This window comes from Acinetobacter variabilis (assembly GCF_000369625.1).
GTDB lineage: Bacteria > Pseudomonadota > Gammaproteobacteria > Pseudomonadales > Moraxellaceae > Acinetobacter > Acinetobacter variabilis.
The window spans coordinates 411,161-435,071 of record NZ_KB850113.1; the positions used below are offsets into that span (position 1 = coordinate 411,161).

Below are 23,911 nucleotides of genomic sequence, written 5' to 3' on the forward strand. Positions count from 1 at the left end.
TATGGATTCTTGCTGCCCCTTGGATCATCAGTTCTAGCGGGGCAGCAGTCATTACGACACCTTATATTGCACTGCATGGTGCACCCAAATATGCACAGGCTAAATCTCTGCCTTATGCCAATCCGCAAGCGCCCAAAGGCGGCATTCTTATTCAGGCAGCCGATGGCAGTTTTGATAATCTGAACAGCATGAATGGTAAGGGGAATGTCACTGAAGGGATTAATTATATTTTTGACAGCCTTATGTCGAAATCCCTGGATGAGCCCGGCGTTTATTATCCTCTGCTGGCGGAGAAAGTCAGTTTCGATCCAAAGCAGACTGCTTATATTATTTTCCATTTAAATCCTAAGGCCAGATTCAGTAATGGTCAGCCAGTGACGGCTAAAGATGTGAAATACAGTTTTGATCTGTACCAGACCCAGTCTAATTTTGGCTTACAGATGTATCTGGCAGATATTAAAAAAACCGAAGTCCTGTCACCTTCAAAAGTTAAGATTAGTTTTAAATCTCGCCATAATCCGGAAATGGCCATGATTGTGACTCAGATGCCGATCTATTCTCAGCAGGAATGGCAAAAGCGTAATTTCAAAGACATTAACCTGAAACCGATCTTGGGTTCTGGGCCTTATGTGATTGAACGTATTGATGCAGGACGCAGTATTTCCTATAAACGTAATCCGCATTACTGGGGTAAAGATCTGCTGGTCAATCGTGGGCGTTATAATTTTGATCGCATACAGTATCGTTATTACCGTAGTCCGGAAATCAAGTTTGAAGCTTTTAAGTCGGGCCAGTTCACACTGCATGAAGAAAAACAGGTTAACCGCTGGGTAAGTGATTATCGCTTTCCTGCGGTAGAGCAAGGCCAGATCAAAACCTATCGTTTTCACCATCACAATCCGATTCCAACCCAAAGCCTGATTTTTAATATGCGGCGTCAGCCCTTTGCCGATATCCGCTTCCGGCAAGCTTTAACTCTGGCCTATGATTTTGAATGGCTAAATAAAGCCTTGTTTCATGGGGAATATCAGCGTCTCAACAGCTTTTTTAGTAACAGTGAACTGGCATCTACAGGCAAGCCGAGTGCCCAAGAGCTGAAAATATTACAGCCAAATTTATCTAAATTGCATCCGGTGCAACGTCAGACGGTATTACAGGATTGGCATTATCCGCAATCAGATGCCTCCGGGTTTAACCGCAAAAATTTATTACAGGCGCGACAAATTTTATTGAATGCCGGTTACCGTTATCAGCAGGGAAAACTGGTGACTGCTCAAGGTAAACCTGTACAGATTGAATTTCTGTTGCATCAGGCTGAACAGCAGCGTCATCTAATGCCTTATCTACGCCATTTGAAACGTTTAGGAATTCAGGCGTACATTTGGATGGTGGAAACGGCTCAGTACTATGAGCGCCTTAGAAATTATCAGTTTGATATGATTGTGGATACTATGCCGCAATCGCTGACACCGGGGCAGGAACAGAAACAGTTTTGGGGTAGTCAGGCGGCACGTCAGCCTGGCAATTATAATTATGCCGGTATTCAAAATCCGGTGATTGATCGGGTGATTGATCAGGTGGTTCAACCACAAAGCCGGGAGCAGCTGATTTATAGTAGCCGAGCTTTAGATCGTTTATTGCGAGCCGGTTATTATCATATTCCGACTTATGGTACGGGTGAATACTGGTATGCTTACTGGAATATGTATCAGCAGCCTAAAATCAAGCCCAAGCTTTCTGCGGGTATTGATTACTGGTGGGTGGATGCAGCTAAAGCCAGACAAGTGGCGCCGTACTTAAAATATCGCTAGATTTCCAGCTTTGGGGAGTGCCATGAGCACTTATATCGTCAAACGTTTGCTTCTTATGATTCCGACATTATTGATGGTTTTACTAATCAATTTTGTGGTGATTCAGCTTGCACCGGGTGGTCCAGTGGAACAGGCCATCTATCAGGCACAGCATGCAAATAATTTGGCGATCGGTGGCTTGCAGTATCAGGGACAGCAAGGCCTGACGCCCGAAATGCTGGAGCAGATCAAGACTCAGTATGGATTTGATCAGCCGGTTTATTTACGTTTCTGGGAAATGTTGAAAAGCTATGCCCAGTTTGATTTAGGCCAGAGCTTTTTTAAAGGCCAAGCTGTGACTGAACTGATCTGGGAAAAATTGCCAGTTTCACTGTCTCTAGGTTTCTGGAGTACCTTGCTCATTTATCTGGTCTCTATTCCTCTTGGCATCCAGAAGGCCAAAAAGCATGGCAGCCTGTTTGATCAAACGACGTCTTTGCTGCTGGCTGTGGGCTATGCTATTCCAGCCTTTATCTTTGCCATTTTGCTGATTGTATTTTTTGCAGGTGGTTCCTATCTGCAATGGTTTCCTTTACAAGGCTTAAGCTCGGAAAATTTTGCTGAATTATCCCTCTTTGGAAAAATTCAGGATTATTTTTGGCATATGGCTTTGCCGCTACTGGCTATGGTACTCGGCGGTTTTGCACGGCTGACTTATCTGGTGAAATTTTCCTTTATGGAAGAACTCAGTAAACAATATGTGCTGGCAGCAAGAGCGAAGGGACTACAGGACAGAGCAGTGTTCTACCGTCATGTACTGCGCAATGCTGTGCTGGTGTTGGTTGCCAGTTTGCCAGAAGCTTTGCTCGGTATTTTATTTGTCGGGAACCTGTTTATTGAAATCCTCTTTAATCTGGATGGTTTGGGCATGCTGGGATTTGAAGCGATTCTGCAGCGGGATTATCCGGTCATTTTTGGAACCTTGTTTATTTTTACCTTATTGGGCTTGGTGCTGCGTTTGATCAGTGATGTGCTGTATCGGGTGATTGATCCCCGGATCCATTTTGATTCGCGAGGGTCAAAATAATGTCACCAATGCTACGCGCCAGCCTGCAACGTTTTAAAAATAATAAAACCGGATTTGCCTGCTTCATTGCCTTTACCATTATTTTTATCTTGTCACTTGGTGCTGAGCTGATCGCTAACGATAAGCCTTTACTGGTCAAGTATGAGGATTCCTATTATCTGCCAGTAATAAAGTCATATCCTGAAACGACTTTTGGGGGTGTCTTTGAAACTGAAGCCGAGTATCAGGATCCTACGGTACAGCAGCTGATTAATGCCAAAGGCTGGGCAATCTGGTCGGTGATCCACTTCGGCTATGACACACCCAATTTGGCACTCGATATTCCAGTACCTTCACCTCCAAGCCGACAAAATTGGCTAGGAACAGACGATCAGGGAAGGGATGTGCTAGCACGTATTTTATATGGCTTGCGTATTTCCTTGCTGTTTGGCTTTGCATTAACTTTACTGTCAGCAGGATTAGGTGTGCTGGTTGGGGCAGTTCAAGGCTATTATGGTGGCTGGATTGATCTGATCGGGCAACGTGCACTTGAGGTCTGGAGCAGCCTGCCGATGCTGTTTATGGTCATGATTCTGGTCAGTGTGTTTAGTCCAAATATTTACTGGCTATTTGTGATCATGCTGTTTTTTGGCTGGACGACACTAGTGTCGATGGTGCGCGCCGAATTTTTACGAGCCAGAAATCTGGAATATGTCTGGGCAGCAAGAAGCATTGGAGCAGGGCATGGCCGGATCATGTTTCGGCATATCTTGCCGAATGTCATAGGTTCCAGTCTGTCACAACTTCCTTTCATGCTGACCGCCAACATCAGCGCACTAACTGCACTGGACTTTTTAGGTTATGGTTTGCCGCCTGAAACCGCTTCTTTGGGTGAATTATTGCTGCAGGGCAAAAATAATATCAATGCGCCGTGGTTGGCTTTGTCCGGGTTTCTGACCTTAGCCATTGTCTTGTCTTTGCTCATCTATATCGGTGAAGCCATCCGAGATGCTTTCGATCCCAAAATTTAAAATGATTTTTTTAAGACTACCCCCTAATATCTAAAAATAAAATTTGTATCCATTTGACAATATGAATTGTCAATTATGGCAAGTTAGGTTATAACACATACAAAATAAGATAAACATTTTAGGAAAGTACATGACACAATTGGCCGATTCCATCCAGATCCGTAATACCCAGTTTAAAAACCGTATCATTAAAGGTGCCATGAGTGAGGCATTGGCCAATGATGCAGGCCAACCTAATCAGGCCCATTTAAAGTTATATGAAGCTTGGGCCAAAGGTGGTTTAGGCTGTGCGATTACAGGTAATGTCATGGTGGATTTTCGTGCCAAGAATGAACCCGGTGTAGTGGTAATAGAAACTGAACGTGACCTGGAAAAGTTAAAAGCCTGGGCGAATGTCGGAAAACGTCATGGTATGGTACAACTGGTACAGTTATCTCACCCTGGACGTCAATGCCCAAAAGGCTTGAATAAAGAAACCGTAGCACCTTCAGCTGTACCTTTCAGTCCAGCACTGGTGATGAGTTTCGGTACGCCACGTGAACTGCGTGAATATGAAATTTTAGATATTATCCAGCGCTTTGCGACTTCAGCTGCTATTTGTGAAAAGGCGGGATTTGAAGGCGTGCAGTTACATGGGGCACATGGTTACCTGATTAGCCAGTTTTTATCGCCACTGACCAATAAACGTCAAGACCAGTGGGGTGGTAGTATTGAAAACCGCAGTCGATTCTTGCTAGAAGCCTATAAGGCGGTACGTGCAGCAACTTCTGAAAATTTTGTTATTTCAGTGAAATTAAATTCGGCAGACTTCCAGCGCGGTGGCATTAGTGAAGAAGACGTTATTTATGTTTTTAAGGCGATGGATGCAGCCGGGATCGATATTATTGAAGTTTCTGGCGGAACCTATGAAGCACCCGCAATGGCTGGGGTAAAAGCAGAGAAACGTAAAGCATCAACAGTTGCCCGCGAAGCCTATTTCCTTGACTTTGCCGAAAAGATCCGTCAGGAAGTTAATTGTCATTTGATGGTAACGGGAGGCTTCCGTACCGCAACAGGTATGAATGCAGCCCTAGATAGTGGCGCATGTGATTTTGTCGGTATTGCACGTCCATTTGCAGTCGAGCCTGATCTGGGTAACCGTCTGGTTGCAGGACAGGATGTACGTTATGCAGTGGAGAAAATTAAAACTGGTATTCCAATGATCGATAAGATGGCGATTATGGAAATCATCTGGTATGCCGCGCAATTTAAAGAAATTGCCAAAGGTAATCGACCAAATCCAAAACTGTCGCCTTTAAAGGTATTTTTAAATTACGTAAAAGGTAATGTGAAAGCTGTGATTAAAGGTCAGATCAATTCACGTAAATCGGCTTAATGTGCATAATGTATTGAAGCAAAAACAGGGCATATACAATGCCCTGTTTTTTATGAATGATCTTTCTAAGAATAAGTCATGGCTTGGGTCTGGAAAGGGAAGAGCAGCTGGGAAAGCTGACGTGTTGCCCACAAGCCTACTTCCTGATGATGCATATGCGGTGCTACATAAGGAATCAATAAATCAATCTTTTGTTCGGCAGCGGCACAGCGATTCAGACGACTTTTCAGCTGATGGATCTGTTGCTGGTCAATACGGTTCAGCACTGGTTCCATCTGGTTATGTACTTGAGATCTGCTACGTGATGACAGACGAGCAGCTAAAGTCTCACCTTGAATCCAGTCTTTAATAATTTGTTTTTCAGTCGCATTAAATACACCAAACATTTTGCCATCTGGATCATCAATCATTTTCCAGAAACGGCTTTGTTCTACAGGTGCATCTTTTACAATCCAGCCTTTTTCAATCATGACTTTCAGGAAATCCGCAATCTGTGCCGGATCGGATAACCATTCATTAATGGTCTTGCCACTAAACTGGCATTTCTGGTTATGGATATATTGTCCAATCAGCGCTTTGTTCTGGAACACTTTCAAAGCCAGTTTTTCAGTATCCAGTTGCTTGATGATCTGGGCAGAACTTTTGCCAATGTCATTCAGCACATAACCTTTTTTAATCAGGTCTAAATACTGGGCAGGATCTTCAGCGAGTGCATACTGATCTAAATACGCTTGCAGAGATTTTTGTGCATGACCGTTGTGAGCATTATCAATGGTAATGTGTACATTGAAATAATGTGGATCAATACCGAGTTCAGACAGCTCATAATTGGTAATTAACAAGTGTAAGGGCAGTTGCTCATAACCCAGATTGAAACCAATCACTAGCGGCAGATATTCTGGCGGCGCATAGGCCAGAGCCAACTGGACAGCCGCCTGTTCATAGTAACTGGCATCCAGCTGTTCAGTATAACTGTTCAGCTCATAATGATTCAGCAAGTCCTGATACATGGTGACATGATTGGCACGAGTATGACCCATGCCCAGTTCTTCCAGATAGATATAAATCAGGTCTTGGGTTTCCGGACGATTCCAGTTTTGCACAGTTGAATACAACCATGAGCCGTCTACCAGTTTTACAGGTGCGACTTTGGCCAAGAACTCAAATGCATGTGAAACAGTCGGGAAGTATTCACGTCCTTGCTGCTGTTTACGCCGTTCTACATACGACTGGAAAATTGCGCAGGTTTGATGGTGCTGTTCCAGAAAATGTTGCTCTACATGTCTGGGTTGATCCAGCCATTCCAATCCAGCCACATCAACTTGATGGATTAAATCTCTTAAATAGTTCTCGGCCTGTTCGGTCTTTACTGTCGTCGAAATCTGTTGATCTTGAAAGAAGTTGACCCAATCTTTAAAGTTATTAAATTGATGATTATGATTTTTAATAGATGATTCAGGCGAACTTAACTTTGTACTGACGAACATAATCTGATCCTTGCAGATATATTATGCTTTCTACCTTAATGGCATGCTTATACCACCGGTGTTGATTTTTTGTTCGGATTTATAGTGCGATTGCTGTAAATGAGAATGAATGGATAACGAGTTGAAGAGAAATGTAAAAGAATAAGATTTTTGAATGAATTATTTATAAACAAATAAAATTGCAATCGAGACAATTTGATCAAACATTAAAAAACAGGAATGAAGGAACATGCAATAAAAAAGCCCAAGTCATCATGCTTGGGCTTTTTTATGAGAAGTTAATTAAATTAACCATCTCGAATATGGCGTCCCTACGGGGATTCGAACCCCGGTTACCGCCGTGAAAGGGCGATGTCCTAGGCCTCTAGACGATAGGGACAGTATAGAAGTGATATTTTAAACCAGAACTTTTGATTTGAAGTAATGGCGTCCCTACGGGGATTCGAACCCCGGTTACCGCCGTGAAAGGGCGATGTCCTAGGCCTCTAGACGATAGGGACTTAATAAAATATTACTTCTGAAATTGGCGTCCCTACGGGGATTCGAACCCCGGTTACCGCCGTGAAAGGGCGATGTCCTAGGCCTCTAGACGATAGGGACGTTTCAGAGGTGGGCGTATATTAGGGTGAAAACAGGGGGGTGTCAAACGCTTTTCCAGAGTTTTTTGGAATTTTTCTTTTGAGTGCATAAATTTAAAACAATATTAGTAGAATACTTGAAAAATGCCGGATTTAAGCCGGATTTTTAAGTAATTCCAGAATAGCTTCAACGACCTGCGGATGCAGTAAATAGCCAGTAATGTCATGTGGCCGGTGAATATGTGTACGAATGCCATGATTGATGATTTCAGGTTCAAACTTGAATGGCGGTTGAGTAAGCGGAATGGCAGTAAGATAATCATCCGTTGAATAGAAATTGATCCAGTCGCCTTTAATTGCCTGAGGTCGTACCACTGGCTGTGCCAGGCTGGATTGAATCACTTGGAAGGCTAATGGTGAACCTAGAGTAATAAAACGCTGTACATTCAGTTCAGGGTGCTGGATGAGATGATTATAGGCAATCACACTTCCTAAAGAATGAGCAATGACAATGCAGGGTTTGCGACCACTCAGTTGTCGGGCAATCCGTTCATGTACCTCTCTCATGAAATCAGGGTTATCGAGATAAAGATAAGTTTCAATCAGAAATCTCTGCAATAGAGTGCGATGCAGAGTGGGAAAATAATTGAGTAATAAGGCAAAATCCCGAAGCGCCACATTCCTGCCGAGAGCGGTAAAATAATTGAATTTCTGTCTGAAATCCATGGTGTCACTTGAACCGGGTTGGGAAAAATCGGTAATTGTGGGCCTACGCCAGCCAGGACGTGGAACAGGGGCGGGAAGCTGAGGTTGAGCTGGCTTGCGAAAAGGAAAGCTGGGCCATTCCTGTGGTATCAGGGTGCCGGCTTCTAGAATATTGCGGACGTTATAACGTGAAAGCAGATCCCCATAAAATGGAATACGAATGTGACGTTTTAAATAGCTAAATCTGGCATCTTGTTGGTGTTTGCGCATCCCTTTTTGAAGTATATGGAGCCAGCGCTGGCGGATGGAGGCAGCGCTATGATGTTGCTGATTCATTCCATGAATAAAAATAACTTTCATCGACACCCCACTGAGTTCGATAGAATTATATTTACAGTATAGAAAAAATTAACGTAGCAAAAGCAGCGCTTTTTGTGGTGTTAATGTGTAAATTATCTTTGATAAAACAATAATTAACAGACATATGTATATTTATAAAAAAGTCATAAATAAACCAGAAAATGAGTAGGTATGGATAAAGAATTTGACTCAGCAGAAAAATAGTACAAAGAAAATATTAGAATTAAATCTGTAAATTGAGATGCTTTTTAGAGTAATTCCAGCAGGGCTTCGATGACTTCCGGATGCTGGACATAGCCATCAATATCATGCGGATGATACATTGAAGTACGAATCTCCCGATTGATAATTGCAGGCTGAAACTGAAAAGGCGGTTCTGATAATGGAAAGGCAGTTAAAAAGTCATCACTGCAATAAAAATTAATCCAGTCACCTTTAATAGCTTCTGGCCGGTGAACAGGCTGTGGCAAATGTTCCTGAATGACCCGGAAAGCCATTGGTGATCCCATACTGATAAAACGCTGTACATTCAGTTCTGGATGCAGAAGCAGATAATGATAGGCAATCACACTTCCTAAGGAATGAGCTATCAGGATACAGGGTTTATCGCCATGCAGTTGCTGGCCAATTCGCTGATGCACCTGCTGCATGAATGTGAAATTTGCCAGATAAGAATAGGTTTCAATCAGAAATTTTTTGATCAGCGTATCATGCAGGCGAGGGAAATGATTCAGTAAGATCACAAAATCCCGTAATAGAGTATTCCGGCTCAAAGTACTAATAAACTTCACCTTCTGGTTAAAGGTCATGGCATCCTCAACCTTTAGCTCGGGAATTTCACAAATTTCAGGTGAATATTGATTGAGATGGGGTGGTGGTGGCTGGGATTTAACTGGCTGATGGAAGGGAAAGCGAGGCCAGTCTTGTGGCATCAAGGTGCTGGCATTTAGCACATTATGTAAATGATGACGGGACAGTAAGTCACCATAAAAAGGAATACGAACATGTCGTTTCAGATAAGCAAAACGTGCCTGTTGATGTGACTGTTCCAGACCATGTTTTAGCAGACTGAGCCAGCGTTGACGCAGGGAAGCAGAGCTGAATTTCTGCTTGTTCATGCCATGAATATAAATAATTTTCATCGACACACCACGCTGGCTGCCTAGAACATTTTAAGTATAAATAAAAAAGAGCAGCCGAAGCTGCTCTTTTAGTCATTTTAATGTTTAAGCATTTTTGTGATAGAACTTGTAGTAGCTGGTATAGCACAGCGCGATAAACAGCAGACAGCCAAAGAAACTGATTCGCATGCTCGGATCAAACACCATACTGATACAGGTAATCAGACAGAAAAGAAAACCCAGGATCGGTACGATCGGGAACAATGGCGCAGCAAAATCAAGATCCTTCGCTGTTTTACCCTGTTTGTACCATTCACGGCGGAAGTTGAACATGCTGAGACAGATGCTCATCCAGACCACTACCATGGTAAATGCTGCAATACCTAGCAAGTTAGTGAAGATGGTTTCCGGTGCGAACTGTTCAGACAGCAAACCAGGCATACCACCAATCATGGTGACAATGACTGCAATATAAGGTACACCACGCGCATTTAAGCGGGAAAATACTGCTGGTAACTGTTTGCTGTAAGCCAATGACCACATCATACGGGATGCAGCGAATAGACCTGAGTTAGCAGCAGACAGCAATGCTGTGATAATCACAAAGCGGATAATATCTTCAGCATAAGGAATACCGATATGCTGGAATACTGTCACGAATGGACTGCTACTGACACCTTCAGCTGCCAGACCTGCTTCCTGATGCGGAAGAAGGGAGGTCACCACAATAATCGTACCTACAAAGAAAATCAGTAAGCGGAAAATTGCAGTATTAATCGCTTTTGGTACATTTTTGGCAGGATCTTTGGTTTCACCCGCAGCCACACCAATCAGTTCTGTGCCAGAGAATGCAAAGTTTACAATCAGCATGGTTGTGAAGATTGGGAACAGACCTTCCGGGAACCAGCCTTGAGCTGTCAGGTTACTGAATAGCGGAGCAGTTTCCTGTCCTTGATAGCTTACTACACCAAAAATAGCGAGTAGGCCAAGCAGGATAAAGGTCACGACAGTAACAACTTTAACCAGTGCCAGCCAGAATTCAGATTCAGCAAACCAGCGAGTGGAAATCATATTCAGTGCGAATACGAAAGCACCAAAAATCAACGTCCACATCCACATGGAGCTATCCGGGAACCATTCCTGCATTAATAAAGCTGCAGCGGTAAATTCAGTTCCCAAGGTCACTGACCAGGTCAGCCAGTATAGCCAGGTAATGGTGTAGCCAGTCCCTGGTCCAATATAGCGTTTGGCATAGGCGCCAAATGAGCCCGATTCGGGCATATGAACGGCAAGTTCACCCAGACATAGCATAACCATGTAAGCGATGATCCCGCCAAGGAGATAAGCAAGAATGGCACCTACAGGCCCCGTTTGTGCAATGACTTCACCCGACCCTAAAAATAGGCCTGTTCCGATTGCGCCGCCAAGCGAAATCATGACCAGATGTCGAGTACTCATAGCGCGTTTTAAAGGCGCAGAATTGCCCTGATGCGTAGCATCATTCGGAGATGAGTGCATAGGAGTCAAAAAATAAGAGAATGAAGCGGGTTATTGTAGTGAAAAACTACAAATCTGCAACGTATTAATATGGATTATGTATAAGACTTGATCGTGTGCGATCAGATAATGGCGTCCCTACGGGGATTCGAACCCCGGTTACCGCCGTGAAAGGGCGATGTCCTAGGCCTCTAGACGATAGGGACGTTACGAGGTGAGGGCTATATTAAGGACTAAGCCGGACTTTGTCAAAAGAGTTTTTACTAAAATGTATTTAACAGTTTAAACATTAGGCAAAACAAAAACTTTATTTTATTAATATGTTATTTTCTGAACGGATTTACCTGATATGAAAAAATAAACCCAATCGAAATTGGGTTTATTAAAGAGAGAGAAAACTCTATACCGAAGTCTAAAAATTAAGCTTTGTTATGATAAAGCCAGTAGTAACTTGCATAGCATGCTGCCATAAACAATAAACAGCCAATAAAACCAGAGAGCATTTCAGGGTCAGCTGCCATACTCAGACCGGTTGCAGTACAAGTTACAAAACCTAGAATGGGAACTAAAGGGAACCAAGGTGTACGGAATTTTAGTTCAGAGACACTATGACCAGACTTCAGCCATTGGCGACGGAAATTAAACTGGCTCCAGCAGATACTCATCCAGACAATCACCATGGTAAAAGCGGCCACGCCCATTAGGTTTTTAAAGATGACATCTGCACCAAACTGCTCAGAGAGCAGACCAGGCAAACCGCCAATCATGGTGACCCAGACTGCTACATAAGGCACGCCGGATTTACTGACTTTAGCAAACAGTCGCGGTAACTGGTTTTGTGAAGACAATGCCCACATCATACGTGAAGCTGCATAAAGGCCAGAGTTTGCAGTCGACAGCAGTGCAGTGATAATTACGAAACGGATAAAGTCTTCCGCATATGGAATACCCATTTGGGTAAACACGGATACAAACGGACTGCTGCTTAAGCCCCCATGACCACCGACCTGTAAACCCGCATCGGTATAAGTCAGCAGCGAGCTAATCACGATAATGGTCCCGACAAAGAAAATCATCAGACGCCATACCGCAGCATGAATCGCTTTCGGTACATTTTTCTCAGGATTTTCGGTTTCACCGGCAGCGATCCCGATCATCTCGGTACCATTGAAGGCAAAGTTCACGATTAGTAATGTGGTGAATAACGGAATTAAACCGTTTGGCAGCCAGCCATGTTCAGTCAAATTATCGAACAGCGGTGCGGATTCATAACCTTGAAATGGAATGAAGCCAAATATACAACCAAAGCCCAGAATAATAAAAATCAGTACAGTCGCGACTTTCACCAGCGATAGCCAGAATTCTGATTCGGCAAAGGTACGGGTTGAGCTTAGATTGGAGAGCAGAACACCTGCAGCAAAGATCAATGTCCATAACCAGATCGAAGTTTGCGGAAACCATTCCTGCATCAGAATCGCAGCGGCAGTAAATTCGGTACCCAAGGTGGCTGACCAGCCCAGCCAGTACATCCAGGACACCATATAGCCTGTACCCGGGCCAATATAATGGGTTGCAAAGGCACCAAAAGAACCAGACACAGGTAAATGTACGGCCAGTTCACCGAGGCAGAGCATCACCATATAGGCAATCAAGCCGCCAATAATATAGGCAAGGACTGCACCAAGAGGACCAGCTTGAGAAATGACTTCACCAGAACCCATAAACAGGCCGGTACCAATTGCGCCACCAAGGGAGAGCATGATCAGATGACGTGTGCCCATGGCACGTTTTAATGACGGAGTTTGACCCTCAACAGACGAATGCTCTGAAGGTGGAGAGGGAGATTGCATAGCTCAATTAAAAGGAGAGATGTAAAGAAAGTATTTTAGTTTTAATTATGTGAAATATCACATAAATTGGAATTTCCTCATAAAGTTATTTTTTTAATTTGAAAAATAAATATTTGCAAAGCCTCTTAAAAACTAGTGATCTGGAGTCTGGTATTGCTCAGTCGGTGTTTTTTCAGCAGGCGTAGTTTCTGCTTGATTCTCAGCAGTTTTATCATCGCGACTAATCACATAAATATAAAGCGCTGAAGGTGCCAGAATGAGTAAAACAAGCAAGATTTTCTTTAGCATGGGAAAATTGATCAAAACCTAACATCAACTTGATTATAGCCTAAGCAAACGAGAAAGTGCACCAAACTCAGTCATGCGGAATTTATAACAATAGGATTGAAAGCAATAATAAGAAAAAGAGTTTTCTTGGAAAAAATGAAAGAAGAGTGGGGGTAAATAAGATGGCGTCCCTACGGGGATTCGAACCCCGGTTACCGCCGTGAAAGGGCGATGTCCTAGGCCTCTAGACGATAGGGACGTTTAGAAGATGGCGGTATCTTATTGATCCGCCACCAAAGTGTCAAGCAGGTGAGGTGCGAGTTTGTTTAAAATATAGCAAAACAGTTCCGCAGTCTTTTGCGTATCGTATAACGCAGAGTGTGCTTCTTTGCCATCAAACTCAATCCCGGCTTGAATACAAGATTTAGCCAGAACCGTTTGACCGAACATCACCGCACTTAAAGTCACGGTATCAAACACAGAAAAACTGTGGAACGGGTTCTGGTTTTTGGTTCCGGTACGGGCAATTGCGGCCTGTACAAAGCCCAAATCAAAATGCGCATTATGACCGACCAAAACGGCATGCGTACAATCTTGCTGACGACGCACTTCATTGACTGATTTAAAAATACGTTTTAACGCGGTTTTTTCATCTTCAGCCATCGCGATCCGCATCGGATTTGACGGGTCAATCCCGATAAATTCCAAAGAGCGGCGATCCAGGTTGGCACCTTCGAAAGGATTGATATGTGCATGGTAAGCTTCACCAGGCACAAACTGACCATCTTCATTATAAACAATTGGAATGGCCGCAATTTCTAACAAGGCATCAGTCTGTGCATTAAAGCCTGCTGTTTCAACATCGACAACAACAGGCAAAAATCCACGGAAACGCTGACCAATGACTGGAAGAGTTTCATTTGTCACATTTTTCTCCATTGAATGGTTTTTCCTGCATATAGCGGAACGATTTGTTCACCATCCAAGTAGTCTAGACTTTCAGGAATAATTTGATCTTCTTTGACCAGCGTAATGGTTTTGGTATTACGTGGGAGGCCGTAGAAATCTGCACCAAAGTGGCTGGCAAAACCTTCTAGACGGTCGATTTTACCTACTTGATCAAAGGCCTGAGCATATAACTCAATTGCAGTCGGTGCACTATAGCATCCTGCGCAGCCACACGCATTTTCTTTGGCATTTTTTGAGTGCGGCGCACTGTCAGTGCCTAAGAAAAATTTAGGATTACCGCTCGTTGCTACTTCAAGCAACGTTTGCTGATGCGTCTGACGTTTTAAAATTGGCAGGCAATAAAAGTGCGGCTTGATCCCACCAACCAGCATATCATTACGGTTAAACAGTAAATGCTGTGGAGTAATGGTCGCAGCCACATTACGATCCTGTTCCAGCACGAAATTAGCTGCTTCGCTGGTAGTAATGTGTTCTAGAACCAGTTTCAATTTCGGGAACTGTTTCAGTAACGGTGCTAATACTTCATCTAGGAAGCGTTTTTCACGGTCAAAAATATCGACATGATTATGCGTCACTTCACCATGCAGCAATAAAGGCACCTGATGCTCTTCGAGTTGTTCAATGACTGAATATACTTTACGAATGTCGCTTACACCGCTATCCGAGTTGGTGGTTGCGCCAGCAGGGTAAAGTTTAATGGCATTGACATGCTCAGAATCTTTAATCTTTTGGACTTCACTTGGAGAGGTATTATCTGTGAAATACAGCACCATGCGTGGATCAAAATCGCTACCTTCAGGAACATGCGCCATAATACGTTCACGGTAGCTTAATGCTTCTTCCACAGTTTTAACTGGGGGAACAAGATTCGGCATACAGATTGCGCGGGAAAACTGTTTGGCTAGATCAGGAACGGTGCGTTGCAGAGCGAGACCATCACGCAAGTGGGCATGCCAGTCGTCTGGCTGGAGAAGGGTAATCGTATTCAAGGCGAATTCAATCGGAGAAATAAAACAAATGATAATGCATCTATGCCCAAAATGGTAACGAGAAATATATACAAAATAAGGGATATCTATAAATTAATTTATAAAAGTATGATATTTTAAAATTAATAAAAAAATTACATAATTACTTGGCAATGGAATACAAGTACAATCTAGCAAAATTGCAAGATGAAAAAGAAAAAATAGAAGAATTAATCACACGGCAAAGTCAGCGTGTAGGTTCGATTTTCCCTCAGAATCTGGAACAGGAGTTCTGGAGCAAAAACCTGGAGCGGGCACGTAAACATGTCGAAAAATATGTTTGGGCAGGTGTACTGACCTATTTTATTTTTCTGCTCGTTATGGTTCCAACGGACTACTGGATTATCGATTCACAATATTTCGTACAAGATTTTGTGCGCTGTATGCTGGGGCTGATCAATGGTAGTCTAGCTTTACTTGCTTTTTATTTCTTCTCCTGTCTACCTAAAATCAAACGCTTTTTTCCGCAAGCTTCCATGCTGCTGATGTTCTGGATGATAGTCTCGACCTCCTATCTGACCATGTCCATTCAAACAGTAAGCTTGCAACATCAGTCGATGGCGATCATCACCATTATCTACATTCTGGGTTATATTCTGACCGGAGTAAAACCTTTACAGATGTTAATCACGGGGTTATTTGCTGCACTTTGTACAGTCTGGCTGTTATCCATATTATCGATCGACTTTAATGCGCTGGTCTTGGGACGGATTCTGATCGGCAGTAGCCTATTGGGATGTGTGATTAGTTATATGCTTTTTGCCCGTGAGCGAATGATTTTTCTCTATACTATGCGGGCCAGAATCAGTGAGAAAATTCAGCGGATTCATACCACAGAATTACTGCATTTAAGCCAGCATGATGAACTGACCAAAATCTCTAATCGACGAACTTTCGATGAAACACTGGATATCTTTTTTGAACGTTCCCGTCGTAATCAGCATGCTTTGGCGATTTTGTTTATCGATGTCGATCACTTTAAAAACTATAACGATTTTTATGGACATCAAAAAGGGGACGATGTCATTTCCAGTATTGCCTTTACCATTAAAAATGCGATCCGGCATATGGACTTTGTGGCCCGTTATGGTGGTGAAGAGTTTGTGGTACTGCTTCCAGAAACTGATGCGCATGGCGCCTATGCAGTGGCTTCCAATATCTTTAATGCAATTGAGCGTCTGGAAATTCCGCATGAGAAATCTGGTGTAGCTAACCATATCACCATCAGTTTGGGCATTACCGTTTATCGTGGTGAATACTTCATTGATAAGGATGCTTTGTTGGGAATTGCCGATCAGGCGTTGTATCGAGCCAAACAGCTAGGACGGAATCAGATTTATTATCAGTCGATCCGCACTGCAAATCCAAACAGTGTGAATACCTAAATCGAATCTATAAAAAAACCGCTCAGATGAGCGGTTTTTTTGACCTTAACAAACTTATTTGTTTTTGTCTTTTAATTGAGGTACTGCAGAACCTGTACCTACTGCAAGTAAGCCAGAATCTGTATAGATACCTAGTTTCGCACGTGTATCTGTGATATCCAGGTTACGCATAGTCAACTGACCGATACGATCCGCTGGAGAGAACATAGAATCACCTTTCTCCATAGTTAAACGCTCAGCTTCATAAGTGAGGTTAGGAGATTCAGTGTTCATGATGGTGTAGTCATTACCACGACGCAGTTCTAAAGTCACAGTACCAGTGATAGCTTTAGCTACCCAACGCTGTGCAGTTTCACGAAGCATCAATGCTTGAGAATCGAACCAGCGACCTTGGTACAGAAGACGACCCAAACGAAGACCGTTGATACGGTATTGTTCGATCGTATCTTCGTTATGAATACCAGTGACCAGACGTTCATAAGCGATGTGAAGAAGGGCCATACCCGGAGCTTCGTAGATACCACGAGATTTCGCTTCGATGATACGGTTTTCGATCTGATCCGACATACCTAGACCATGACGGCCACCAATACGGTTCGCTTCAAGAATGAACTCAACTGGATCTTCGATACGTTGACCATTGATTGCAACAGGGAAACCTTCTTCAAAAGTAATCGATACTTCTTCAGGTTTGATTTCAACTTCTTCTTTCCAGAATGCAACGCCCATGATTGGGTCAACGATTTTGATACCGGCATTCAGGTATTCAAGATCTTTGGCTTCGTGAGTCGCACCCAACATGTTTGAGTCAGTTGAGTAAGCTTTCTCTTTTGACATTTTGTAGTCAAAGCCATTGTCGATCAGGAACTGTGACATTTCTGCACGGCCACCTAGCTCGTCAATGAAGGTCTGGTCTAACCAAGGTTTGTAGATTTTCAGGTTAGGGTTAGTCAACAGACCGTAGCGGTAGAAACGCTCGATGTCGTTACCTTTATAAGTAGAACCGTCACCCCAGATGTTCACGTCATCTTCTTTCATTGCAGTTACCAGCATGGTACCTGTTACTGCACGGCCAAGAGGAGTCGTGTTGAAGTATGGAACGCCACCTGTAGAAATGTGGAACGCGCCACATTGAATTGCAGCAATACCCTCTAATGCAAGCTGTAAACGGCAGTCGATCAAACGTGCTTTTACTGCGCCATAAGCTTCAGCTTTTTTTGGAATCGCATCGTAATCGTCTTCGTCTGGCTGACCCAGGTTTGCTGTGTAAGCATAAGGTTCAGCGCCTTTTTGTTTCATCCACAAAAGAGCTGCAGAAGTATCTAGACCGCCAGAAAAGGCAATACCAACTTTTTTGCCTACTGGGACATTCTGCAAGATAGTTGCATTATCAGACATTGTTCATCCTAATGATATGAAATAGGCACGCCAGAAGTGGTGGCCTGAAAAAACACATATTGCGTCAATTGTATCATTATTTTATTTAGGTTTGCTTTAGAAAAGAAAAACTCGTTTCAAAATCTTGATTCAATAGGCTTAGATAATCATAAAATTACCGTATTTTTGACAAATGCTTAAAAAATAGGAAAATCTGGGAAGATTCAATAACATCATTAAAAAAACATCTTCAGGATAGCCCTCATGAGCCCAAATATTCCTCCTTTACCTAATCTGCAACCGGCTGCCAAAAATGAAACCCTGTCGATTGTGCATGGAATCTATGCCGGTTTGCTGGTTTTTAGTACGGTTGCATTTTTATATCTGGAATATCAGCAGTCGACGATTTCCATGTTGAGTCTGGTTATTGTGTTGCTACTTTTGGCTGTGCTGATTGTTTTGAATATTCAGGCCTGTCTCAAGGTAAAACAGGGCAATGGTTCAGGACACACCTTGTCCAGAATTATGGCGATCCTGATGCTGCTCAGTTTTCCCATTGGTACAGTACTCGGTGTAATTGCCTTATGGAAATCGAGCAAAAATCAATGGCAGCAATAAATTCACCATTAAGGTACGGCATAAATATCACAATTGGTATTTGTGCCTGAGAAAGCGGACCTGATAGTCATAAAAAGCCTCTAAAAATCAGTTAAAGTACATGGATAAGATTTAAGCTTTTAGCCAAATAAGAATCAGGGATATTTTATGACAACGACGCGCTATGCAAATATTTTAAAACCATTACATCTGGGTTTCACCACGATTAAAAACCGTGTGGTGATGGGATCAATGCATACGGGCTTGGAAGATCGGTTTTATAATTATCCTAAACTGGCAGCTTATTTTGGTGAACGTGCCAAAGGTGGTGTGGGTCTCCTGATTACTGGCGGGATTTCACCTAACCGTCAGGGCTGGTTATTGCCTGCTGGTGGAACGATGAATACCTTGGGTGATGTTGCACCGCACCGACTGGTTACGCATGCCGTGCATAAGCATGGGGCCAAGATTCTGTTGCAAATTTTGCATGCCGGACGTTATGGCTATCAGCCTTTTGTAGTATCTGCGAGCCCGATCAAATCGCCAATTTCACCTTTTAAACCACGTCAGATGTCTGAAAACCAGATTCTGGATACGGTTCAGGACTATGTTAAAACTGCAAAACTGGCTAAAAAAGCGGGCTATGACGGCGTGGAAATCATGGGATCTGAAGGGTATTTGATTAACCAGTTTTTAAGCCGTCACGTCAATCAGCGTACTGATCGCTGGGGTGGAGAAATTGAAAACCGCATGCGTTTTGCGGTGGAGATTGTTAAAGCAATCCGTGCTGAAATTGGTGAAAAATTTATTATCTGTTTCCGCTTGTCCTTGCTAGATCTGGTGCATGATGGCAATACTATGCAGGAAGTGATTACAGTGGCTAAAGCACTAGAGAAGGCTGGAATAACTTTGCTGAATACCGGTATTGGCTGGCATGAAGCACGTATTCCGACGATTGTCACTTCAGTTCCTCGTGCTGCATTCGTAGATTACACCGCAGAAGTCAAAAAGCATGTTACTGTTCCAGTCATTGCATCGAACCGGATTAATATGCCAGAAACTGCTGAAGCGATTTTGGCATCGGGTCAGGCAGATATGGTGCAAATGGCACGCCCACTATTGGCAGATGCATTCTGGGTGAATAAGACAGCAACCAATCGTGTTGATGAAATTAATACCTGTATCGCCTGTAATCAGGCCTGTCTGGATCATACATTTAAAAATAAACGCGCTACCTGTTTAGTGAATCCACGTGCTGGTTATGAAACCGAACTGGTTTATGTCAAAACCAAAAAGCCTAAAGGGATTGCCGTGGTGGGTGGTGGTGTGGCAGGTTTATCCGCAGCCACAGTCGCTGCCAGCCGCGGTCATGATGTGACTTTGTTTGAAGCTACTAGTGAAGTGGGTGGGCAATTTAATCTGGCCAAAGTGATTCCAGGCAAAGAAGAATTCCATGAAACCATTCGCTATTTTAAAGTACAACTGGAAAAAACTGGGGTAGATGTCCGTTTAAATACTCGAGTGAATCGGGAGCAATTGGAACGCGAAGGTTTTGATGAAGTCATTGTTGCTACGGGCGTTGTTCCGCGTGAATTGAAAATTGCCGGTAGTGATGCACCTCAAGTTCTGTCTTATGCTGAAGTATTGCGCGGTGCACCAGTAGGAGATCGTGTCGCGGTCATTGGTGCCGGTGGAATCGGTTTTGATGTATCAGAATTTTTATTAAAGCCCCCGCATCAGCCGCAACCACAACCTGTAGATGAATGGAAACGGGAGTGGGGTGTAGATCTGCATGCTAATTATGTAAGTGAAGGCGGACTGCAGCCAGCAGAACTCGAGCCACCAGTCCGGGAAATTTATTTATTACAGCGTAAAACTACTGCTTTAGGAGCAGGTTTGGGTAAAACCACAGGTTGGGTTCATCGTGCCCAACTAAAAAAACATGGCGTGCGCATGTTACGCGGCGTGCACTATAAATCGATCACGGATGAAGGTTTGTGGATTGAAGTGGATGGGCATGATCAGTTGCTGCGTGTAGATACGGTCGTCGTTTGTGCTGGTCAGGAGTCAGTCAAAGATGTCATGCCTTCAGAGGGTCAAAAGACTTTAGCGAATTACCATATTATTGGTGGAGCAAAGCTGGCTGCTGAGCTGGATGCCAAGCGTGCAATTCGTGAAGGGGCAGAATTGGCAGCAAAATTGTAAGGATTTGATGAAACTATATGCAGTTGATGAGATTCACTGTAATTTTCACTTGTCAGTCGCCTAAAAGCTCCGTATTATTGCGCACATGGAAGCGTGGCAGAGCGGTTTAATGCACCGGTCTTGAAAACCGACGAGGGCTTATACCCCTCCGTGAGTTCGAATCTCACCGCTTCCGCCAAATATCTTAATAAGCCCTTGTTTTTACAAGGGCTTATTTTTTATCGGCTTTGGCTTATTTTTTATCGGCTTTGTTGCACAAAGAATTAAAAGTAAAGATTTCTCATATCTACTCAAATTTAAGTGACAACTCGGGTATGTGGTCTGCCTAACTCCGTAAATTTATTTAATACTGCCACACGTGCATGAATCTCATTGACTTGGCTTTGAAAATTTCTCCCACTGAGTTTATCCCCCAACAATTTGATGCAATGCATCTTGGTTTCAACCAACCTTCGCCGATGATAGCCTGACCATTTCTTCCAAATAGTTCTTCCTAAACGCTTAACTATTCGAAGCAATTCATTGCGTTCTAGCGAGCCCATCTTTTTATCTTTCGATGGCTTCGCATTTTTTCTTAGTGGAATCACTGCTTGTGCTTGCCGATCCACAATGACCTGTCGGCACTGTTTAGTATCATAAGCTCCGTCGGTATACACGGAATCAACTCTCTCATCTTCTGGAATCTGAGCAAGTAAATGGCCAAGCACCTGTGAATCACTCACATTGTTGGTGGTTGTGAGCTGAACTGCCCGTATTTGAAGTGTTTCAGCATATATACCAATATGAAGTTTGCGCCATTGTTGACGATATTCAGGCTGATGTTTCTTTCGTTTCCATTCACCTTCACCTATAAACTTTAAGCCAGTAGAGTCGACAAGCAGATGTAGTCCATTACTACTTTTTTGATAGCTAATCGTAATATCAATACGCTGTTGTCGTCTATAAATTGTAGTGTAGTCTGGCGCTACCCAATTTAACACACAAAGATGGATGAGACTTTGAACAAAGCCAGTGACCATACGTAAGGACAATCGAAAGAGAAATTTAATCATTAGGCAACATTGGATAGCTGTGTCGGAGTAGTTTGATTTCGTCCTTGTTTGCCTTTTGATGGAGCATACCATTGCGTAGCAGGATCAAACCAAATGGCAATATTTCCACGATTAATGAGTGCTCGGTTATATGAAGACCAATTGGTTGTACGATAAATTTTAGGTGTAAGCTTATTCATTTGAAAATTATATTGTGGAATAAGCCTTTAAAGATAGGTTTGTGTAACAAAGCCATCCTAAACTTAAAATGTACAATCGAGAGATTAATACAAGAAGAATCGGGATTAAGTACGTATTTGGTCGCCTTAAGACCTTTGAAATTCTGGCTGACCATTATCGAAATAGATGCAAAAGACTTGGTCTGAGATTTATTTTAATCACTGGAATTTACAATATGGGATTGAGTTAAAAATCACTTATGAAAGTGATCCACTATTGGTATCTTATTTGCAATAAAGCTTTTAATAAATCGTATTAATATTTATGTGTCATCTTACTGAAATATCCGCTGTGTATGGTCCAGCTATATTAAGATGGGTTGATGCCATGATCTGTTCTCTTGAAAAATTCCAATTAAAAACAATCAGCGTGGCATGTATAAGTTTCAGCGCTATATTGCTTACTGCTTGTCAAAGTACGACGATAACGCGAAATCAACAGGCCAATACAGCACAACAGCTCCAACAAGAAAAAGTCCAACAACCGAAACGTGTGGTCTTTTTCTTGGGTGATGGTATGGGCATTACCACGCTTACCGCTTCACGTATTTATGCTGTTGGTGAAGATGGTCAGTTGGCGATTGATCGGCTGCCTGAGTCGGCCTTTGTTCGTACCTTTTCTGAGGATGCACAAGTCACTGACAGCGCACCTTCGATGGGCGCATATATGACTGGTGTGAAGATGAAAAACGAGGTGATCTCGATGCAGACAGGGACAATTGCAGTTGAACCTGACTCAGTAGGGAATAACCAATGCGCGACTAACCCACAAAACCAAAATAAGCAAAACACACAGACTTTACTCGAATTAGCCAAAGCAAAGGGTTGGGGGACAGGGGTTGTGACCACGACGCGGATCACGCATGCCACGCCTGCATCGACTTATGCGCATATATGCCACCGTGATGCTGAAAATGACATTGCATCACAGTTGGTCCCGAGTTCAAAAGGCGATGATTATCAACGCTATAACCTCAAACTTAAAGATGGGGTCGATGTGGTTTTAGGTGGAGGTAAGCGTCAATTTTTGCCTAAAGATGCAGGTGGAGAACGTACTGATGGGCGCAATCTAATTACCGAGATGCAAAAGGCAGGCTACAGGGTGGTTTTTGATAAAAACCAACTCTCCCAGGTGCGACTGGAGAAAAATGAAAAATTATTGGGTTTATTTAATCACAGCCATTTAAATTACGACTTGGATCGCACCAAGAAAAACTTGGCAGAGCCGAGTCTCAAGCAAATGACGCTGTCTGCTTTAGACATCCTGACGCAAAATAAAAAAGGTTTTTTCCTGATGGTGGAGGGCGGGCGTATAGATCATGCGCTGCATGACACCAATGCCAAGCGCGCATTACAAGACACGATTGCCTTAAATGATGCTTTAGAAGCAACCATTCAAAAGCTTAAACGAAGTGATCCTGAACTTAAAAATACACTGATTGTAATCACAGCCGACCATGATCACACCTTGGTTTTAAATGGTTATGCCAAGCGCACAGGAAAATACGTCGAAGGTAAGGAAACCAGCGTGCTTGGATTGGTAAAAAATTATGACCAAGCGGGCTTTGCTCAAGATATTCATGGTCAACCTTATCCGATTATCGGTTTTGGTACGGGCAAAAAACGTCCCACTCAAAACCGTATGGATGACTTGGTACTGAACTTAAAAGACACTGATGTCTGTCATCCTGTACAAGGGCCAAAGGCACCGCAAGGTGAAAAATATAGTTTCACCTATCCTTTGGCTGAAACGGGTTGGTGTACGGGCACTGCTGCGGATGATTTCCAACAAGAAGCTGTGATTCAAACGGGCTATAAAGATAAAGAAACACATGGCGGTGCAGATGTGTTTTTAGGTGCAATTGGTCAGGGAGCCGATCAGTTCTCAGGTAGCCTTGAAAATATTGAGGTCAATCACCTCATTCGTAAGATCATAGGCTTATAGCAGAGGGA

Annotated in this window: 17 protein-coding genes, 6 tRNA genes and 2 pseudogenes; 10 read left to right on the forward strand and 15 right to left on the reverse strand. The window is 43.1% G+C overall.

Annotation, left to right across the window (positions count from 1 at the left end; all coding sequences use genetic code 11):
• Window positions 1–5: 5 nt before the first annotated feature.
• The 4 genes from F897_RS07610 (at window position 6) to F897_RS07625 (ending at window position 5,262) form a co-directional block, all read left to right on the forward strand.
• Window positions 6–1,811 (forward strand): extracellular solute-binding protein, encoded by a 1,806-nt coding sequence (locus tag F897_RS07610; protein WP_420864482.1) that lies wholly within the window; start codon window positions 6–8, stop codon window positions 1,809–1,811.
• Between the two features lie 22 nt (window positions 1,812–1,833).
• Window positions 1,834–2,877: an ABC transporter permease subunit gene (locus tag F897_RS07615; protein WP_005234771.1), complete on the forward strand. Its 1,044-nt coding sequence runs from the start codon at window positions 1,834–1,836 to the stop codon at window positions 2,875–2,877.
• Entirely contained in the window at window positions 2,877–3,887 is a 1,011-nt protein-coding gene (locus tag F897_RS07620; protein WP_005234773.1) for an ABC transporter permease, read from the forward strand. Before F897_RS07615 ends, F897_RS07620 begins: the two co-directional genes overlap by 1 nt.
• 130 nt (window positions 3,888–4,017) lie before the next feature.
• The gene (locus F897_RS07625; RefSeq protein WP_005234775.1) at window positions 4,018–5,262 is read left to right on the forward strand and encodes an NADH:flavin oxidoreductase/NADH oxidase family protein; all 1,245 of its coding nucleotides are present in this window, start codon (window positions 4,018–4,020) and stop codon (window positions 5,260–5,262) included.
• Window positions 5,263–5,327: 65 nt separating this feature from the next.
• Here the strand turns inward: F897_RS07625 and F897_RS07630 are convergent, their stop codons facing one another.
• From F897_RS07630 to pyrC, 13 genes are all read right to left on the reverse strand, one after another.
• Entirely contained in the window at window positions 5,328–6,749 is a 1,422-nt protein-coding gene (locus tag F897_RS07630; RefSeq protein WP_005234776.1) for an iron-containing redox enzyme family protein, read from the reverse strand.
• Window positions 6,750–7,052: 303 nt separating this feature from the next.
• Window positions 7,053–7,128, reverse strand: a tRNA-Glu gene (locus tag F897_RS07635).
• Between the two features lie 45 nt (window positions 7,129–7,173).
• A tRNA-Glu gene (locus F897_RS07640) sits at window positions 7,174–7,249 on the reverse strand.
• A gap of 24 nt (window positions 7,250–7,273) precedes the next feature.
• Window positions 7,274–7,349 (reverse strand) — tRNA-Glu (locus F897_RS07645).
• Window positions 7,350–7,480: 131 nt separating this feature from the next.
• Entirely contained in the window at window positions 7,481–8,392 is a 912-nt protein-coding gene (locus F897_RS07650; RefSeq protein ID WP_005234779.1) for an alpha/beta fold hydrolase domain-containing protein, read from the reverse strand.
• Window positions 8,393–8,640: 248 nt separating this feature from the next.
• Window positions 8,641–9,534 carry an alpha/beta fold hydrolase gene (locus tag F897_RS07655; protein ID WP_005234780.1) on the reverse strand — a complete coding sequence of 298 codons (894 nt, stop codon included), beginning with the start codon at window positions 9,532–9,534 and terminating at the stop codon, window positions 8,641–8,643.
• A gap of 84 nt (window positions 9,535–9,618) precedes the next feature.
• Entirely contained in the window at window positions 9,619–11,031 is a 1,413-nt protein-coding gene (locus tag F897_RS07660; RefSeq protein WP_005234782.1) for an amino acid permease, read from the reverse strand.
• 109 nt (window positions 11,032–11,140) lie between these two features.
• Window positions 11,141–11,216, reverse strand: a tRNA-Glu gene (locus F897_RS07665).
• Between the two features lie 213 nt (window positions 11,217–11,429).
• Window positions 11,430–12,860, reverse strand: coding sequence for an amino acid permease (locus F897_RS07670; RefSeq protein WP_005234784.1), 1,431 nt, complete (start codon window positions 12,858–12,860; stop codon window positions 11,430–11,432).
• 132 nt (window positions 12,861–12,992) lie between these two features.
• The gene (locus F897_RS17690; protein WP_005234786.1) at window positions 12,993–13,148 is read right to left on the reverse strand and encodes a hypothetical protein; all 156 of its coding nucleotides are present in this window, start codon (window positions 13,146–13,148) and stop codon (window positions 12,993–12,995) included.
• Between the two features lie 162 nt (window positions 13,149–13,310).
• Window positions 13,311–13,386: transfer RNA gene (locus tag F897_RS07675), tRNA-Glu, on the reverse strand.
• Window positions 13,387–13,406: 20 nt separating this feature from the next.
• On the reverse strand, window positions 13,407–14,066 hold the full coding sequence (gene rnt, locus F897_RS07680; protein ID WP_005234788.1) for a ribonuclease T: 660 nt from the start codon (window positions 14,064–14,066) through the stop codon (window positions 13,407–13,409).
• Window positions 14,051–15,085, reverse strand: a complete 1,035-nt coding sequence (gene pyrC, locus F897_RS07685; RefSeq protein WP_005234791.1) for a dihydroorotase — start codon at window positions 15,083–15,085, stop codon at window positions 14,051–14,053. Before pyrC ends, rnt begins: the two co-directional genes overlap by 16 nt.
• Before the next feature lie 152 nt (window positions 15,086–15,237).
• On the opposite strand from pyrC, the gene F897_RS07690 reads away from it, so the two are divergent.
• Complete coding sequence (locus F897_RS07690; RefSeq protein ID WP_005234793.1) at window positions 15,238–16,509, forward strand: GGDEF domain-containing protein; 1,272 nt, start codon at window positions 15,238–15,240, stop codon at window positions 16,507–16,509.
• 54 nt (window positions 16,510–16,563) lie between these two features.
• Here the strand turns inward: F897_RS07690 and argG are convergent, their stop codons facing one another.
• Entirely contained in the window at window positions 16,564–17,907 is a 1,344-nt protein-coding gene (gene argG / locus F897_RS07695; RefSeq protein ID WP_005234795.1) for an argininosuccinate synthase, read from the reverse strand.
• Window positions 17,908–18,150: 243 nt separating this feature from the next.
• Between argG and F897_RS07700 the strand changes: the two genes are divergently transcribed.
• From F897_RS07700 to F897_RS07710, 3 genes are all read left to right on the forward strand, one after another.
• Window positions 18,151–18,504: a hypothetical protein gene (locus tag F897_RS07700; protein ID WP_005234796.1), complete on the forward strand. Its 354-nt coding sequence runs from the start codon at window positions 18,151–18,153 to the stop codon at window positions 18,502–18,504.
• Between the two features lie 147 nt (window positions 18,505–18,651).
• Window positions 18,652–20,688, forward strand: coding sequence for an NADPH-dependent 2,4-dienoyl-CoA reductase (locus F897_RS07705; RefSeq protein ID WP_005234798.1), 2,037 nt, complete (start codon window positions 18,652–18,654; stop codon window positions 20,686–20,688).
• An 87-nt stretch (window positions 20,689–20,775) separates the two neighbouring features.
• Window positions 20,776–20,866: transfer RNA gene (locus tag F897_RS07710), tRNA-Ser, on the forward strand.
• 118 nt (window positions 20,867–20,984) lie between these two features.
• On the opposite strand, the pseudogene F897_RS07715 reads toward F897_RS07710, so the two are convergent.
• Window positions 20,985–21,919, reverse strand: a pseudogene (locus tag F897_RS07715) (IS5 family transposase).
• A gap of 119 nt (window positions 21,920–22,038) precedes the next feature.
• Between F897_RS07715 and F897_RS17470 the strand changes: the two are divergent.
• Together F897_RS17470 and F897_RS07720 are read left to right on the forward strand one after the other, a co-directional pair.
• A pseudogene (locus F897_RS17470) lies at window positions 22,039–22,149 on the forward strand (IS5/IS1182 family transposase); the annotation flags it as partial.
• 137 nt (window positions 22,150–22,286) lie between these two features.
• Window positions 22,287–23,903: an alkaline phosphatase gene (locus tag F897_RS07720; RefSeq protein WP_034580891.1), complete on the forward strand. Its 1,617-nt coding sequence runs from the start codon at window positions 22,287–22,289 to the stop codon at window positions 23,901–23,903.
• The last annotated feature ends 8 nt before the right edge of the window (window positions 23,904–23,911 follow it).

What these genes read in the sequence shown, in the direction of transcription:
- F897_RS07615 (WP_005234771.1), top strand. Translation starts at nt 1,834, where the DNA reads ATGAGCACTTATATCGTCAAACGTTTGCTTCTTATGATTCCGACATTA.
- F897_RS07620 (WP_005234773.1), top strand. Translation starts at nt 2,877, where the DNA reads ATGTCACCAATGCTACGCGCCAGCCTGCAACGTTTTAAAAATAATAAA.
- F897_RS07625 (WP_005234775.1), top strand. Translation starts at nt 4,018, where the DNA reads ATGACACAATTGGCCGATTCCATCCAGATCCGTAATACCCAGTTTAAA.
- F897_RS07630 (WP_005234776.1), bottom strand. Translation starts at nt 6,749, where the DNA reads ATGTTCGTCAGTACAAAGTTAAGTTCGCCTGAATCATCTATTAAAAAT.
- F897_RS07650 (WP_005234779.1), bottom strand. Translation starts at nt 8,392, where the DNA reads ATGAAAGTTATTTTTATTCATGGAATGAATCAGCAACATCATAGCGCT.
- F897_RS07655 (WP_005234780.1), bottom strand. Translation starts at nt 9,534, where the DNA reads ATGAAAATTATTTATATTCATGGCATGAACAAGCAGAAATTCAGCTCT.
- F897_RS07660 (WP_005234782.1), bottom strand. Translation starts at nt 11,031, where the DNA reads ATGCACTCATCTCCGAATGATGCTACGCATCAGGGCAATTCTGCGCCT.
- F897_RS07670 (WP_005234784.1), bottom strand. Translation starts at nt 12,860, where the DNA reads ATGCAATCTCCCTCTCCACCTTCAGAGCATTCGTCTGTTGAGGGTCAA.
- F897_RS17690 (WP_005234786.1), bottom strand. Translation starts at nt 13,148, where the DNA reads ATGCTAAAGAAAATCTTGCTTGTTTTACTCATTCTGGCACCTTCAGCG.
- rnt (WP_005234788.1), bottom strand. Translation starts at nt 14,066, where the DNA reads ATGGAGAAAAATGTGACAAATGAAACTCTTCCAGTCATTGGTCAGCGT.
- F897_RS07690 (WP_005234793.1), top strand. Translation starts at nt 15,238, where the DNA reads ATGGAATACAAGTACAATCTAGCAAAATTGCAAGATGAAAAAGAAAAA.
- argG (WP_005234795.1), bottom strand. Translation starts at nt 17,907, where the DNA reads ATGTCTGATAATGCAACTATCTTGCAGAATGTCCCAGTAGGCAAAAAA.
- F897_RS07700 (WP_005234796.1), top strand. Translation starts at nt 18,151, where the DNA reads ATGAGCCCAAATATTCCTCCTTTACCTAATCTGCAACCGGCTGCCAAA.
- F897_RS07705 (WP_005234798.1), top strand. Translation starts at nt 18,652, where the DNA reads ATGACAACGACGCGCTATGCAAATATTTTAAAACCATTACATCTGGGT.
- F897_RS07720 (WP_034580891.1), top strand. Translation starts at nt 22,287, where the DNA reads ATGATCTGTTCTCTTGAAAAATTCCAATTAAAAACAATCAGCGTGGCA.